Genomic DNA, 13,810 nt, shown 5'->3' with positions numbered 1-13,810 from the left:
TTGGCTAACAGTTCCTACTGCCAAGCCTGTAGCGGACTTTCACCGCCAAGTTATCGCCCATGCCGGGCGCACATAAAAAAATCCTCTTACTAATACTAGATTAGTAAGAGGATTTATCCTATCTCATATATAGTAAGCCGACGAACGGTCTCGCTTACCCAAACCGCCCCATAATGTACTCCTGGGTCAGCTCATTTTCAGGATTAGTGAAAATATCATTCGTTTTGCCTTGCTCGACCAGACTCCCGATATAAAAATAAGCCGTATAATCGGAAATCCGTGCCGCCTGTTGCATATTGTGCGTCACGATGACGATGCGCAGCTCTTTTTTCAACTCGGTAATCAGCTCTTCCACCTTGCCTGTAGATACAGGATCCAGCGCAGAAGCCGGCTCGTCAAGCAATAAAATTTTCGGTTGGACGGATAGCGCGCGCGCAATACAAAGCCGCTGCTGCTGTCCACCAGACAACGCCAGAGCGGAATCATGAAGACGGTCCTTAACCTCATCCCATAGTGCTGCTTTACGCAGACTGCTTTCGACGATTTCATCAAGCTGTTTCTTTTTACGAACACCCCGGTATTTGGGACCGAAAGCGATGTTATTATAAATGGATTTGTAAAACGGGTTAGGCCGCTGCCACACCATGCCAATTTGCTGACGCAGCTTGATCACATCTGTGCCCGGTGCGGTCAAATCCTGTCCGTCCATCCAGATGTGCCCTGTCGTAGAGGAAGAGGCAATCTCGTCGTTCATCCGGTTGAGAGAGCGCAAAAAGGTCGATTTACCGCAGCCGGAAGGCCCGATCAGGGCGGTCACTGTCTGCTCGGGAAAGGCCAGATTTACTTTTTTTACAGCCTCAAAGCTGCCGTAATAGATACTTAAATCCTCGGTACTGAAAGGTTGTGGAGCTTGCCCCGCAAGTTGTTCCGAGCGCGTAGATTGTATGGGCGTTGCAGGTGTTGCCGTTCGCGAAATGACTTGTTCCATGTTTCCCATCCCCTTTCTAATCCATCCGTTTGGCAGCTGTCAGGCGGCGGTAGACGACTCTTCCGAACCATCTTGCGATCAGGTTGAAGGCAAGTACGAGCAGCACCAATACCGCGGAAGCACCTGCGGCAATATCCTTGGAATCAGGAGCGATGCCTTCACTGTTAACCTTCCAGATATGCACAGCCAGTGTCTCGGCAGGACGCATCGGATTAATGGGCGATCTGGCATGCAATGGATTCCAATCAGTGAAATCAAGCGGCGGCGTACTCATCCCAGCTGTAAACAGCAACGCTGCTGCTTCCCCGAAAATGCGGCCCGCGGCCAAAATCGTCCCTGTAATCAAGCTCGGCAGCGCAGCAGGCAGCAAAATGGAGGTAATGATTTTCCACTTGGACAACCCGAGCGCAAGCCCGGCTTCCTTTTGCTCCTTGGGCACCGCCCGGAAAGCCTGTTCTGTCGTCCGAACCATCAGCGGCAGATTGAATACAGCCAAGGCCAAGGCTCCTGATAACAGGGAAAAACCAAAATTAAATGTATTTACGATAAGTAAAAGTCCGAACAAACCGATGACGATGGACGGAAACGAAGACAATACTTCGACGACAAGTCGTATGAAGTCCGTAATTTTCCCCGGCTTCGCATATTGCGCCATGTATATACCCGCACCCCAACCAATCGGAATGGTGATAATCAAGGTTAAAATAAGTAAAAATACAGAGTTGAACAATTGCGGGCCGATGCCTCCACCTGCGCGTAACGTCTGAGGAGCACTGGTCAAAAAGTCAAAGGAAATGTGACTGACTCCGCGTGCCAAAATGAATCCCAGCAGTCCCACCAGAAGTGCGACAATGAACAATGCGAAGAAACAGATTACAAATGTAGCGATTTTGTCGGTCGTTTTAGCTTTCATCAAATCCGGTTTCTCCTTTCAAGCAGCCTTACCAGCAGCACGAAGATGAATGTCATGAGCAGGAGAACAAGCGCCATGCTCCAGAGAGCATTGTTATGAACCGAGCCCATAGCTGTATTGCCCATGCTAAGTGTAATAACACTGGTCAAGGTCGAAGCGGATTCCAGCAAGGATTGCGGTATATGCGGAGCATTTCCGATCACCATCTGTACAGCCAGCGCTTCCCCGAAGGCACGAGCCATACCAAGAATAATTCCTGTTAACAGAGCAGGCAGCAGTGTCGGAATAATAACACGTGCAATTGTCTGCCAGCGGGTAGCGCCCAGGGCGTAAGAGGACTCGCGCAGGCCACCTGGCAAGGATGACAATGCATCCGCCATAATACTCGTAATCGTCGGCAAAATCATCACTGACAACACGAGACAGCCAGCGAGAATCCCGATGCCTTGTCCCCCGAACACGTCCCGCAGCAACGGAACAATTACGGTCAAGCCGACAAAGCCGTATACTACGGACGGAATACCGGATAACAATTCAATCGCAGGTTGAAGGATACGTTTACCTGATTTCGGTACGATTTCGGTCATAAATAAAGCCGCACACAAGCTGAGCGGGCTGGCGATCAAGGCCGCCAGAACGGTTACAGCAAAAGAGCCTGTAATAAACGGAAGTGCGCCGAAGGACTTAGGCTCACCATCCGGGCTCCATTTGGTTCCGAAGAAAAACTCTTGCAGACTGACTCCATTCACCACAAATGTAGCTACACCTTTGGAGGCGACAAAATATACAATGGAGACAATGACTGCAACCAAAAAAACGACACAAACCGACGTATAAATGCGGCCGGTCCATTCTTCCCAGTAATGCCTTTCTTTCATACCTCGGGATCGTTTATTCTGTTCCATGTATGCCTTCCCTTCAATTGGTTCCATACTGTGACTCCTTTAACGGAAGAATAGAGGCTGGACGTTAGTCCGCCTCTTCTCCGTGAATATAACTTTGCATTTAGCTGCATTCATCCGAACAGGAGGTGTATATCTCCTTATTTCGTAATGTTACCGTCAGCATCGCGTTTAACTTGCATGCCTGATACCGGGATGTATCCCAGGTCTACGACATCGGATTTTTGGATTTCATCAGACAGAATGTAATCCAGGAATGCTTTTACATGCTCTTTTGGCTCACCTTTGGTGTACATATGCTCGTAAGCCCATACTGGATATTTACCTTGCTCTACATTTTCCACGTTAGCTTCAACACCATCGTATTTCAATGCTGTTACTGTGTTGTCGATGTAGGACAGGGCGAGGTAACCAATAGCACCCGGTGTTTCAGCAATCAGCTTTTTCACAGTACCGGAGGAATCTTCCTGAATGGAGCCTGGCAGATCTTCCGTTTTTTGTCCCAAAGCGTATTTTTCAAATGTCGCACGAGTACCGGAGCTGCTTGGACGGTTTACAATAACGATTTTTTGATCCGCACCGCCAACTTGTTTCCAGTTCGTGATTTTACCTGTGAAAATTTGTACCAATTGATCTTTCTTCAGGTCTGTTACGCCAACCTTAGGGTTTGCTACTGCTGACATTGCTACAACAGCTACCTGGTGATCGACCAATTCATCTGCGCCACTCTCCAGTTTTTCCTTTGCAAATACGTCGGAGTTACCGATATCCGCTTGTCCGCCGGAAACTTGAGTCAAGCCAGTACCGCTACCGCCGCCCTGCACTTGAACCGCAATTCCTTTATATTTATCTACAGCCATAAATTTTTGTCCCGCTTGCTCTACCAATGGTTGAAGTGCAGTGGAGCCAACAGCCAGAATGTTACCTGTCAGTTCAGCAGCCGCTTTATTGTCTGTTCCTTTAGCAGCGTCTCCTTGTGGTGCAGCATTGTTACCCGATCCGCAAGCTGCAAGTGCAAATACCATGGTGAGAGTCATCAGAATGAACGGCCATTTTTTTAACATTTTTTATTGTCCTCCCCTTATTTAAGTGACGGTTTTTTATTTATGACCATCAACACTTTTACATTGTAGGCTTGGAATGTTAGACGAACGACTTGGTTTTGTAAAAAAAATATAAAATATTGATAGATAAATTGTTTTTCAGTATATAATTAATCTATAATTGATTTTTTATACATGAAGTCCATGTAAGGAGAGCTGTTCAAGTCCATGAATATTTTAAAATTGCGTATTTTGATGATGATCGACAAATTCCACAAGGCGACGGATGTGGCGGAGGCATTGCAAATTAAACAGCCTACCGTCAGCTTTCATATGAAAAGTCTGGAAAAGGAACTGGGGGTCTCCTTATTCGTCTCCCAGCAAGGAAGAATTATGCTTACCGAAACTGGAAAAAAGCTGCTGCCTTATGCCAAGCAGATGGTTGCTCTGGAGCAAAAAGCAAGACAAACAGTGAATGAACATACTGAGCAGTCGCAGGGACAATTGCACATCGGCGCCGAGTCCATCTCGGGCACGTATGTACTCCCTTCTATGATGGCTAAATTTGCTCAACAATATCCCGAATGCCAAATTCGGCTAGAAATTCAATCCCCGGATAAAGTCAGACAACTGCTTAAGCAGGGGGAGATTGATTTTGCTTTTTTGAATGACGGAGAGTATTCTTCCGAGCATACCGTGGTAGAGCCTGTCGCTTCGGATCGAATTGGAGTTATCAGGTCTATGTCAATGGAGTATACTTCCAAATCAATGGATGCTTTGGGGCCTGAAATGCTGGCCAAGGGTACATGGGTGAGATATAGCGGGCCATCTGTTGTAGATCCATATTCCTCGTTGATCAAGCCCCATCTGGAAATGAATTCATGGGAGGCGTTAATGCAGGTGGTAAGCAACGGAGAAGCACTTGCCTTCTTCCCTGCCTGTGGTGTTCTTCGTAACGAAAGTAGTGACGTTCCGTCGGTAGAGTGGCTTCCTTGGCCTCATGCTGAGGGGCAGAATGAGCGTTACCACATAAATTTACTGTATCTACGCGATACTAACCTTAGCATGATCCAGCAGGCATTTCTGGATTTTACACGGATAGAAGGTCTGGAGGATCAGAGAAGCTAGAGAGCATAAAAAAGAGCATCCAAGTCATAAATGACTTGAATGCTCTCTCTGCCGCACCTAGAAGATGAAGCCTGTCTGTTTTTATTACAAACAAGCTAAAGTTTCGCTTGTGCAGGAACACAGCTAATTTTAATCAGGTTTGTAGAACCAGAAGCACCGAGCGGTATACCTGCGGTAATAACAACCAAATCGCCCTCTTTAACGAGACCGGATTTGCGACCGCCTTCCAGTGCATTTTCGATCAGTTTGTCCGTCGTGTCCACGACAGGTTTGCCTTGTACTGCATGTACTCCCCAGATCAGAGCCAAGCGGCGAACTGTTCTTTCCTGCGTTGTCACAGCAATAATCGGAGCTTGTGGACGGTATTTGGAAATCATACGCGCCGTTGTTCCGCTTTGTGTGGACGTCAGGATGGCTTTGGCATGCAGGTCAAGCGCAGAAATAGAAACGGATTGGCTGATCGCTTCCGTAATACTAACTTCCTGAGCCGTTCTTTGTTTTTTGAACAAATCGCGGTAGTTCAGAGCGGATTCTGCTTTCTCTGCAATACGGGACATCGTCAATACAGATTCTACCGGATATTTACCCGCAGCTGTTTCGCCGGACAGCATAATGGCATCTGTTCCGTCAAAAATGGCATTCGCAACGTCACTCGCTTCCGCACGAGTCGGACGCGGGTTACGTTGCATGGAATCCAGCATTTGTGTTGCGGTAATAACAGGCTTGCCCGCTACATTACACTTGGTAATCATCAATTTTTGCGCCAATGGCACTTCTTCAGCAGGAATTTCAACACCGAGGTCACCACGGGCAACCATCAGGCCATCCGAAGCTTCCAAAATTTCGTCCAAATTGTCGACACCTTGCTGATTTTCGATTTTGGAAATGATTTGAATGTGACTTGCATTATGCTTCGCCAGCAATTCACGAATTTCCAGTACATCACTCGCTTTACGAACAAAAGAAGCTGCGATGAAATCAACGTCCTGCTCAATACCGAAAGTGATGTCGTTAGCATCCTTTTCTGTAATGCCTGGCAAGGAAATGTTCACTCCGGGAACATTAACGCCTTTCTTGCTCTTGATCGTTCCGCCATTGACAATGCGGCATTTGATTTCACTACCTGATACTTCAATAACGGTGAGTCCGATCAGACCGTCGTCGATCAGAATGGTGGAGCCGGGCTCCACGTCCGAGGGAAGATCCTGGTACGTAACGGAAATACGATCTTTCGTACCGAGAATTTCTTCCGTTGTCAGCATAATATACTCGTCCTGAACAAGCTCAATAGGTTCAACTTCGAGCTTTCCTGTCCGGATTTCCGGCCCCTTCGTATCGAGCAAAATAGCAACGTTTTTGTTAAGCTCCTTACAAGCTTGGCGGATATTTTTGATCCGGTTGCCATGCTCCTCGAAATCACCGTGAGAGAAATTCAGGCGGGCTACGTTCATACCAGCCAAAATCAGTTTCTTCACATTTTCCAATGACTCACTGGAAGGACCGATGGTACATACAATCTTAGTTTTGCGCATTTGGGTTTTTCCTCCGTTTTCAAAGGTGCTACTTTATATCTTTTTCCAACAATTAAATCTACTACACTTTTTCCTATTTGTATAGGAAGTTCGTCATATTTATTGTTACCCGTTTCCAGCGTATTACAACATGGGACCTGGTTCCGAAGTTTTCAAAAAGGTATATTGGCCTATTTTTCGGAACTTTTGATACCGATCTTCCCTCAATTCGTCGCTGTTCATATTCAAAAGGTCGGCCAAATGACGTTCCAGCGACTCCTTGATAGCAGCAGCGGTTACTTCATAGTTACGATGCGCGCCCCCCTTCGGCTCCGGCACGATATCCTCGATGACCTCCATGCGCAGGAGGTCATTCGCCGTAATCTTCATGGCCTCGGCAGCCTGATCCGCCTTGGAAGCATCCTTCCACAGAATTGAGGCCGCTCCGTTTGGAGAAATGGCCGAGTAGATGGCATGCTCCAGCATCAGCACACGGTTGCCGACGGCAAACGCAAGTGCACCGCCGCTTCCACCCTCGCCGATGACCACACAAATAACAGGCACCGAAAGCTTTGCCATTTCCCGCAAATTGCGGGCAATCGCTTCCGATTGACCTCTCTCCTCTGCTGTATTACCCGGATATGCGCCCTTCGTATCAATAAATGTAATAATAGGGCGTTTGAATTTATTAGCCTGCTGCATAAGACGCAAGCCTTTACGGAATCCCTCCGGGTGCGCGCTTCCGAAAAACCGCGCGATATTATCCTTCGTATCCTTGCCACGTTGCTGTCCAATGACGGTTACCGGAATACCATTCAGCTTGGCAATTCCACCCACGACCGCCAGATCGTCGCCATACAGGCGGTCGCCGTGCAATTCGATAAAGTCCGTAAACACCTGCTCGATCAGATCAAGCGATGTCGGTCGCTGATGATGACGGGCCACGTGCATTTTTTGCGATGCTGTAATGTTTGTGTATATTTCTTCCTCCGTCTGGAGATAACGTTCCTCCAGACGGTTAATTTCATCTGTAAAATCAATTTGCTTATCCTGTCCGAATTGCTTGAGTTCATCGATCTTCTGTCGCATCTCGACCAGGGGCTTTTCATAAGGCAATTCGCCAGCCATCTATTCCACCTCTTTCGCGCTGTGCAAATCGAGCAGTTGGCCAAGTGTATCGCGCAGTTCCTTGCGATGTACAACCATATCCAATTGTCCGTGCTGCAAATTAAATTCGGAGGTTTGAAAATCGTCCGGTAGCTTCTGTCTGATCGTCTGTTCGATCACGATACGTCCGGCAAAACCGAATACTGCCCCAGGCTCCGCAATGTTAATATCTCCAAGCGTAGCAAAGCTGGCGGATACTCCACCTGTAGTCGGATCGGTGATAACGGAAATATAGAGCAATCCCTGCTCGTCCATGCGAGCGAGAGCCGCACTTGTTTTGGCCATCTGCATCAGGCTCAAAATACTTTCCTGCATACGCGCCCCACCAGATGTGGAGAAAATAATAAGCGGAAGACGCTTGTCTATCGCCTGCTCAATGGCGCGGGTAATTTTCTCCCCGACGACCGAACCCATGCTGCCAGTGAAAAAGTCAAAGCTCATCACCGCAACAACAGTCGGATGCCCATGAATAAGCCCATCGCCCGTAATGACAGCCTCTCGCAAACCGGATTTCAGCGTCTGCTGCTCCAGCTTGCTCGCATATCCCGGAAAATCCAGCGGATCAACCGAAATCATATCGGCATCATATTCTGTAAATGTATCTTCATCGAGCACCATACGGATACGATCCATCGCGTTAAGACGCATATGATATCCGCACACCGGGCACACTTTCAGATTTTTTTCCAACTCTTTACTGTATTGAATGCTTCCGCACTTGCCGCATTTGGTCATAAGACCTTCGGGAATTTCTCGTTTGGGACGATCCGGCATGTCCGCTTGATCGCCGCTCAGCACCCGTTCCGAAGGGATGGTCGCGTATTTACGCTTCTTTTGGAATAAATCTTTAAACACAACTACACCTCTCCAGCCGTTTATTTGTCAGCCGTAACCGATACAAGGTCCTCTGCCGTCTGTGCGGCACCTCTAAGCATTATGTTTATACACACGTCAACGCCTGTTTTGCAAAACATTACCGCCAATCGTGCATCCTTCGTTCCATTCATGCTGCTGTATCACTTTCCGCCGTTCCGGACTCAAGGGCGCAAAATCGAATTAAGCACTTCCTGTATTTCTTCGACTTCACCCGAAGGCACAAGTATCTCAAACTGCTGCTTGGACGCGCTGATGGCCCGGGCCTGCACCATAAAACCTTCTTCCGACAGTTTGAGCTTAATCATGTCAGCCAGTCTGGCCGTCGGTGCTATATAGATCACCGTCCACATGCCTTGTTTCTACCCCCTAAGCCTCAAGTTTTGAGCCCATATAATAGACTCATGATAACATACCTTACTTTTTTCCCGCAACAAAAGCCCTCCTGCTCGGTCAAGATCGGTCAGAGGGCCCAGAAAATCATTGACTCTGTTTGAACAGGTAAATCAAGTGTCCAATGACGAAGGGTATTGCTTGGCATGCAGGCTGCGATGAGCAATGCGCGAAGAAGCGGCAGCAGCCAGTCCGGCGACCAGATCGTCCAGAAATACATGAATACCGCTGCCTTTATGGTTTAGCTGTTCAATGATTCCTGTCTTTTCTTTATCCAGATAACCAAAGCTGGTCAAGCCAATCATACCATAGACGCTCGTAATCCCGAGGGCCAGTGTCTCGTCCACCCCGTACAGGGGCTCATCTGCCTCCATAATGGCTTGCAGCGGCTGGGGAAGAAGTTTTTTTTCGGCCAGTTCATCCAGCGCAATCCCCGTGAATAGCGTATATTGCACTTCTCGCTTCTGCAAAACTGCCTTTACGCTGTCTACACATTCTTCAATGGTCAACTGGGGGTAATATTTTAGCTGAAGCTGAAAAACAATGTCCGCTATGGACTCAATACTAATGCCTCTGCGAATTAACAAGGATTCTGCGTATTCATAGGACATGATTTCCCTCCCGCCTTCACCATACAGTTCTGTCTTCCACCTTGCGGAACCTCATGATGCTGGATAAGTGCTGGTGTTCCTGTTCCGCCAGTGTTCCAAGTGTATGCAGGAGGGGAGGAAAATGTTCATTATTTGACTTTCACTGTGCCTGCCCCCAGCATCGACTCCATCCGGTCAAAAAGCTGAGGCGAAGGCTTGATGCTGTAAGCATCACTCAACGCCAGCAAACGCTGGCTGCTCTCATAAAAAAGTACGGTAGGCAATGCACCGGGATGTTCCTGTAGCAGCGCCTTGAGGCTGACCAGCAAGCTGGCGTCCTCCTCGGCCTGGCGGGTGATTTTGACAAACACCCGCTGACGGGCAGTCGGCTCCGAACTACGCGGAGCCGAGGCTTGTTCGCCGGGAGCCGCTTCCGTGGCGTGCGGCGTAGTGCCCGTGGCCGGGCGAGCCGTCGAAACGGGCGGGACCGCTTGCGCCGTAGTCGGCTGCGCAGACGCCCCGGCTGCCGACGGCCTCGACGGCACACGTGGCGTTCCCCCGCCGGGGCCGCCAGTGGCAGAGCCAGCCGCGGCGGACGAACGCGCTCCGGCACGCCGGCGCTGGAGAAGCCGCGCCAGCGAATCCTCCGCCAGTGGCGCGGCCTCGTCCGCAAGGAGCTTGAAATGCTCGTCCTGGTGCTGCATTTTGGCACGAAGCGCAAGCAACGCTCCCTTTTCAATCCACTGGTGGCTTCGCTTCCACACTTCGGGAAACAACACAACCTCACAGCGCTCAATCTGATCCTCCAGCTCGATAAAGGCCATAGCCTTGCCCTGCTTGGTCGTAATCGTCTTGAGCGACACAACCATACCTGCGGTTACGACAACCGCTTCATCCGGCACATCGCCCAATTCCATCAGACGCTCCGCATCGCTGCTTTCCAGTAACGGCTCAAAATCATCCAGCGGATGCCCGGACAGATACAGTCCCAACAACTCACGTTCCAGCTCTAACTGCTGACCTGCACTGAATTTTGGTACTTCGGGATATTCGATATCCCAGTTAGGCATTTCCACAAAACCAAACATATCAATTTGCAAATCGTCACGTTCCTTGCGCCATTTGACCGCTGCATCCACCGTTTCATCCAGCATGGCAAGCAACTGCGCCCGATGACCCGGCAACGAGTCAAAAGCCCCTGCCTGAATGAGAGATTCGATCACCCGCTTATTGCACACCCGCAAATCCACACGGCGACAAAAATCGAGCAAGCTGTCAAAAGGACGCTCCTTGCGAACGGCGAGAATACTTTCCATCGCCTGCGTGCCGACATTTTTAATCGCGGCCAGTCCGAAGCGGATATTACCTTCCTGCAATGGGGTAAACAGCACCCCGCTTTCGTTCACATCAGGCGGCAGAACTGTCATATCCATACGACGGCATTCGACGACATATTCCGCCACTTTCCGGTGGCTACCCATCACCGCTGTCAGCATGGAAGCCATAAACTGCACCGGATAATGGGCTTTGAGATACGCCGTCTGGAACGCCAGCACACCATAAGCAGCCGCATGCGCACGTGGAAATCCATAGTCCGCAAAACGGACGATCATATCGTAGACTTTTCCGGCTTCCTCTTCCGTGTAACCCTGCTTGACACTGCCCTCCACAAAATGACCTCGCTCAAGATCCAACACTTCGCGCTTTTTCTTGGACACGGCGCGACGCAGCAGATCGGCTTCTCCCAGGGAAAAGCCCGCCATGCGCGAAGCAATCTGCATGATCTGCTCCTGATACACGATAATGCCGTACGTATCCTTCAAGATGGGCTCCAGATCAGGATGCGGATAATGAACCTCAATCTCCCCGTGCTTGGCCTGAATAAAGTTAGGAATGAAGCCCATTGGACCCGGACGATACAAGGCCAATACAGAAATAATATCCTCGAACACACTTGGCTTTAGATCCTTGAGCACCCGGCGTACCCCCGCCGACTCCAACTGGAACACACCGCCTGTGTCGCCTTTGCCCAGCATGTCATAGGTATGTGGGTCATTATCAGGAATGCGGCTAAAATCAGGCGTTTCCCCATGTTCTTCGGTAATCCAACGCATACAGCGTTCAATAATAGAAAGGGTGCGCAGCCCAAGAAAATCCATTTTCAGCAAACCGATCCGCTCCAGATTTTCCATCGAGTATTGCGTCAGGGGAACCCCTTCACTCCCCTCTTGAAGCGGAACTGCATCGGTCAGCGGAGTCCGCGAAATAACGACACCCGCCGCATGGGTTGAGGCATGACGCGGCATGCCTTCTACTTTAATTGCCATATCCAGCAGCTCGCGCGTCTTGGGCTTGGTTTCATACAGTGTCTTCAGCTCCGGGGTGATCTCAAGCGCATGACGGATATTAATCCCGAGCTGCGCCGGAATCAGCTTGGCCGCCTTGTCCACTTCGCCATACGGTACATTCAACGCACGCCCAACGTCACGCACTGCGGCTCTTGCCGCCAGCGTTCCGAAGGTAATAATCTGCGCTACATGCTCGTTACCGTACTTCTGCACCACATAGTCGATAACCTCATCCCGTCGTTCATCGCTGAAATCAATATCTATATCCGGCATGCTAATCCGTTCAGGATTCAGAAACCGTTCAAACAGCAGGTTATATTTCATCGGATCCACATTCGTGATGTTAAGCACATAGGCAACCAAACTGCCCGCCGAGGAACCCCGTCCCGGGCCGGTAGCAATATTATGCTTATGAGCGAAAGCGATAAAATCCCACACGATCAGAAAATAATCACTGAATCCCATGCTGTCAATCGTGTTCAGCTCATAACTGAGCCGCTGCTCCAGCCTTTCCCGGTCCTCCGGTTGTTCCCACGCCAGATCACTCCCATAACGACGCTCCAGCCCTTGCGCACACAAACTGCGCAGATAGGACGAAGGAGTCATGCCTTCCGGCAGCGGACGATATTCAGGCAAAATGGATTGCCCAAATTCCAGCTCCAATTCGCATTTTTCAGCAATACGCACTGTATTGTCGATGGCTTCCGCCACATGGGGGAACAAACGAGTCATCTCCTCCTGGCTTTTCAGGTACAACTGACGGGTCGGTATGCGCAAGCGCTCCTCGTCGTCGACCGTCTTGCCAGTTCCAATGCAGATCAGAACGTCTTGTACATCTGCATCCGGCTCGGTCAGGTAATGCACGTCATTCGTCGCTACCAGCTGAATATCCAGCTCTTTCGCTAACGCGATCAACAGAGGATTTACGCGCTTTTGCTCCGACAGACCGTGATCCTGAAGCTCCAGATAAAAATCATCGCCAAAAATGTTGCGGTAGCGTTCCGCCGCCCGCCTTGCCTCGGCTTCCCGACCATGCAGCAAATGCTGCGGAACTTCACCGCCCAAACATGCGCTCAAGCATATGATGCCTTCATGATGGGCAGCCAGCGCTTCCATGTCGATTCGCGGCTTGTAGTGAAAGCCCTCCAAATGGCCGATAGAGCACAGCTTCATCAGATTTTGATAGCCTGTTCTATTTTTGGCGAGCAAAATTAAATGATATATGGGCTGATCCTTCCGGCTGCCCCGCTCCTTGCGCGAGCCTGCCGTCATATAGGCCTCACACCCGATAATCGGCTTAATGCCGTTCTCCACACACGCTCTATAAAAAGGAATGGCACCATACATAACCCCGTGATCCGTAAGGGCCAGTGCCTTCATTCCATAAGCTGATGCCTGTTTGACCAACTCCGCGGTACGAGCCGCGCCGTCCAGCAGGCTGTACTCGCTATGAACATGCAAATGCACAAATGAACTCATGCGCTTCTCTTCCTTTCACCGCTTGTTTTTCTTCAAACTATTTTATCATATCCACGTTGGTAGCGCCCATACAATAAAAGTACAGACCCGGGCGGACAAGCGCGGTCCTGATTCTTACACCTAAGGAGGAAAAGAGCATGAGCACTTTTATATCCAAAGCGATTCTCGACTTCTTCATTGCCTTCGGCATCGTGCTCGGGGGAGCCATGCTCGGCGGAATGGGCGCTGTGGTATCGCTTCAGCCACCTACCCAGACGATGCTGGAGGTTGCCGGAAGAATTAAAATATGGGCGCTTGCCGCCGCTGTGGGGGGAACGATGGACCCGATCCGGGTCATTGAGAGCAATATGCTGGATGGTAATTTGTCACCTGCCATTAAGCAGATATTATATTTGATTTTCGCCTTTTTAGGCGCTCATATGGGTGCAGAGCTGGTCAAATGGGTGTGCGGCAACGCACGGCCATGAGGTGAAAA

At 49.7% G+C, this 13,810-nt stretch carries 13 protein-coding genes; 2 read left to right on the top strand and 11 right to left on the bottom strand.

Features of this window, described 5'->3' with window-relative positions:
• Positions 1-154: 154 nt before the first annotated feature.
• From pstB to E0698_RS16075, 4 genes are all read right to left on the bottom strand, one after another.
• Positions 155-988 carry a phosphate ABC transporter ATP-binding protein PstB gene (gene pstB, locus E0698_RS16090; RefSeq protein ID WP_192512203.1) on the bottom strand — a complete coding sequence of 278 codons (834 nt, stop codon included), beginning with the start codon at positions 986-988 and terminating at the stop codon, positions 155-157.
• 16 nt (positions 989-1,004) lie between these two features.
• Entirely contained in the window at positions 1,005-1,901 is an 897-nt protein-coding gene (pstA, locus tag E0698_RS16085) for a phosphate ABC transporter permease PstA (protein WP_014280701.1), read from the bottom strand.
• Entirely contained in the window at positions 1,901-2,833 is a 933-nt protein-coding gene (gene pstC / locus E0698_RS16080; RefSeq protein WP_044648776.1) for a phosphate ABC transporter permease subunit PstC, read from the bottom strand. Before pstC ends, pstA begins: the two co-directional genes overlap by 1 nt.
• A 110-nt stretch (positions 2,834-2,943) precedes the next feature.
• Positions 2,944-3,867, bottom strand: a complete 924-nt coding sequence (locus E0698_RS16075) for a phosphate ABC transporter substrate-binding protein (RefSeq protein WP_192512202.1) — start codon at positions 3,865-3,867, stop codon at positions 2,944-2,946.
• Positions 3,868-4,074: 207 nt separating this feature from the next.
• Here E0698_RS16075 and E0698_RS16070 point away from each other — a divergent pair, with 207 nt between their 5' ends.
• The gene (locus E0698_RS16070) at positions 4,075-4,974 is read left to right on the top strand and encodes a LysR family transcriptional regulator (RefSeq protein ID WP_192512201.1); all 900 of its coding nucleotides are present in this window, start codon (positions 4,075-4,077) and stop codon (positions 4,972-4,974) included.
• Between the two features lie 95 nt (positions 4,975-5,069).
• Here the strand turns inward: E0698_RS16070 and pyk are convergent, their stop codons facing one another.
• The 7 genes from pyk to E0698_RS16040 all read right to left on the bottom strand — a co-directional run bounded on the left by pyk (position 5,070) and on the right by E0698_RS16040 (position 13,335).
• Positions 5,070-6,506 carry a pyruvate kinase gene (gene pyk / locus E0698_RS16065; RefSeq protein ID WP_134910426.1) on the bottom strand — a complete coding sequence of 479 codons (1,437 nt, stop codon included), beginning with the start codon at positions 6,504-6,506 and terminating at the stop codon, positions 5,070-5,072.
• Positions 6,507-6,629: 123 nt separating this feature from the next.
• Entirely contained in the window at positions 6,630-7,613 is a 984-nt protein-coding gene (locus E0698_RS16060; RefSeq protein ID WP_192512200.1) for an acetyl-CoA carboxylase carboxyltransferase subunit alpha, read from the bottom strand.
• Entirely contained in the window at positions 7,614-8,507 is an 894-nt protein-coding gene (accD, locus tag E0698_RS16055; RefSeq protein WP_192512199.1) for an acetyl-CoA carboxylase, carboxyltransferase subunit beta, read from the bottom strand.
• 20 nt (positions 8,508-8,527) lie between these two features.
• The gene (locus E0698_RS27350) at positions 8,528-8,659 is read right to left on the bottom strand and encodes a hypothetical protein (protein ID WP_273042491.1); all 132 of its coding nucleotides are present in this window, start codon (positions 8,657-8,659) and stop codon (positions 8,528-8,530) included.
• Positions 8,660-8,689: 30 nt separating this feature from the next.
• Positions 8,690-8,878, bottom strand: coding sequence for a hypothetical protein (locus E0698_RS16050; RefSeq protein ID WP_013309585.1), 189 nt, complete (start codon positions 8,876-8,878; stop codon positions 8,690-8,692).
• Positions 8,879-9,031: 153 nt separating this feature from the next.
• Entirely contained in the window at positions 9,032-9,529 is a 498-nt protein-coding gene (locus tag E0698_RS16045) for a phosphatidylglycerophosphatase A family protein (protein ID WP_149095369.1), read from the bottom strand.
• A 128-nt stretch (positions 9,530-9,657) separates the two neighbouring features.
• Positions 9,658-13,335 carry a DNA polymerase III subunit alpha gene (locus E0698_RS16040; protein WP_192512198.1) on the bottom strand — a complete coding sequence of 1,226 codons (3,678 nt, stop codon included), beginning with the start codon at positions 13,333-13,335 and terminating at the stop codon, positions 9,658-9,660.
• Positions 13,336-13,472: 137 nt separating this feature from the next.
• Here E0698_RS16040 and E0698_RS16035 point away from each other — a divergent pair, with 137 nt between their 5' ends.
• Complete coding sequence (locus tag E0698_RS16035) at positions 13,473-13,802, top strand: YtrH family sporulation protein (protein WP_134910430.1); 330 nt, start codon at positions 13,473-13,475, stop codon at positions 13,800-13,802.
• Positions 13,803-13,810 lie beyond the last annotated feature (8 nt).

The sequence above is a fragment of the Paenibacillus sp. 23TSA30-6 genome, assembly GCF_014858585.1.
Classification (GTDB): domain Bacteria; phylum Bacillota; class Bacilli; order Paenibacillales; family Paenibacillaceae; genus Paenibacillus.
The sequence above is the reverse complement of the archived record's forward strand: the minus strand, read 5'-3'. Positions and strand labels throughout refer to the sequence as shown.

Excerpts from the sequence above, each read along its gene's own strand:
- pyk (WP_134910426.1), bottom strand. The coding sequence starts at position 6,506 with ATGCGCAAAACTAAGATTGTATGTACCATCGGTCCTTCCAGTGAGTCA.
- pstA (WP_014280701.1), bottom strand. The coding sequence starts at position 1,901 with ATGAAAGCTAAAACGACCGACAAAATCGCTACATTTGTAATCTGTTTC.
- E0698_RS16035 (WP_134910430.1), top strand. The coding sequence starts at position 13,473 with ATGAGCACTTTTATATCCAAAGCGATTCTCGACTTCTTCATTGCCTTC.
- E0698_RS16050 (WP_013309585.1), bottom strand. The coding sequence starts at position 8,878 with ATGTGGACGGTGATCTATATAGCACCGACGGCCAGACTGGCTGACATG.
- E0698_RS16070 (WP_192512201.1), top strand. The coding sequence starts at position 4,075 with ATGAATATTTTAAAATTGCGTATTTTGATGATGATCGACAAATTCCAC.
- E0698_RS16045 (WP_149095369.1), bottom strand. The coding sequence starts at position 9,529 with ATGTCCTATGAATACGCAGAATCCTTGTTAATTCGCAGAGGCATTAGT.
- pstB (WP_192512203.1), bottom strand. The coding sequence starts at position 988 with ATGGAACAAGTCATTTCGCGAACGGCAACACCTGCAACGCCCATACAA.
- E0698_RS16075 (WP_192512202.1), bottom strand. The coding sequence starts at position 3,867 with ATGTTAAAAAAATGGCCGTTCATTCTGATGACTCTCACCATGGTATTT.
- E0698_RS16060 (WP_192512200.1), bottom strand. The coding sequence starts at position 7,613 with ATGGCTGGCGAATTGCCTTATGAAAAGCCCCTGGTCGAGATGCGACAG.
- pstC (WP_044648776.1), bottom strand. The coding sequence starts at position 2,833 with ATGGAACCAATTGAAGGGAAGGCATACATGGAACAGAATAAACGATCC.
- E0698_RS16040 (WP_192512198.1), bottom strand. The coding sequence starts at position 13,335 with ATGAGTTCATTTGTGCATTTGCATGTTCATAGCGAGTACAGCCTGCTG.
- E0698_RS27350 (WP_273042491.1), bottom strand. The coding sequence starts at position 8,659 with ATGAATGGAACGAAGGATGCACGATTGGCGGTAATGTTTTGCAAAACA.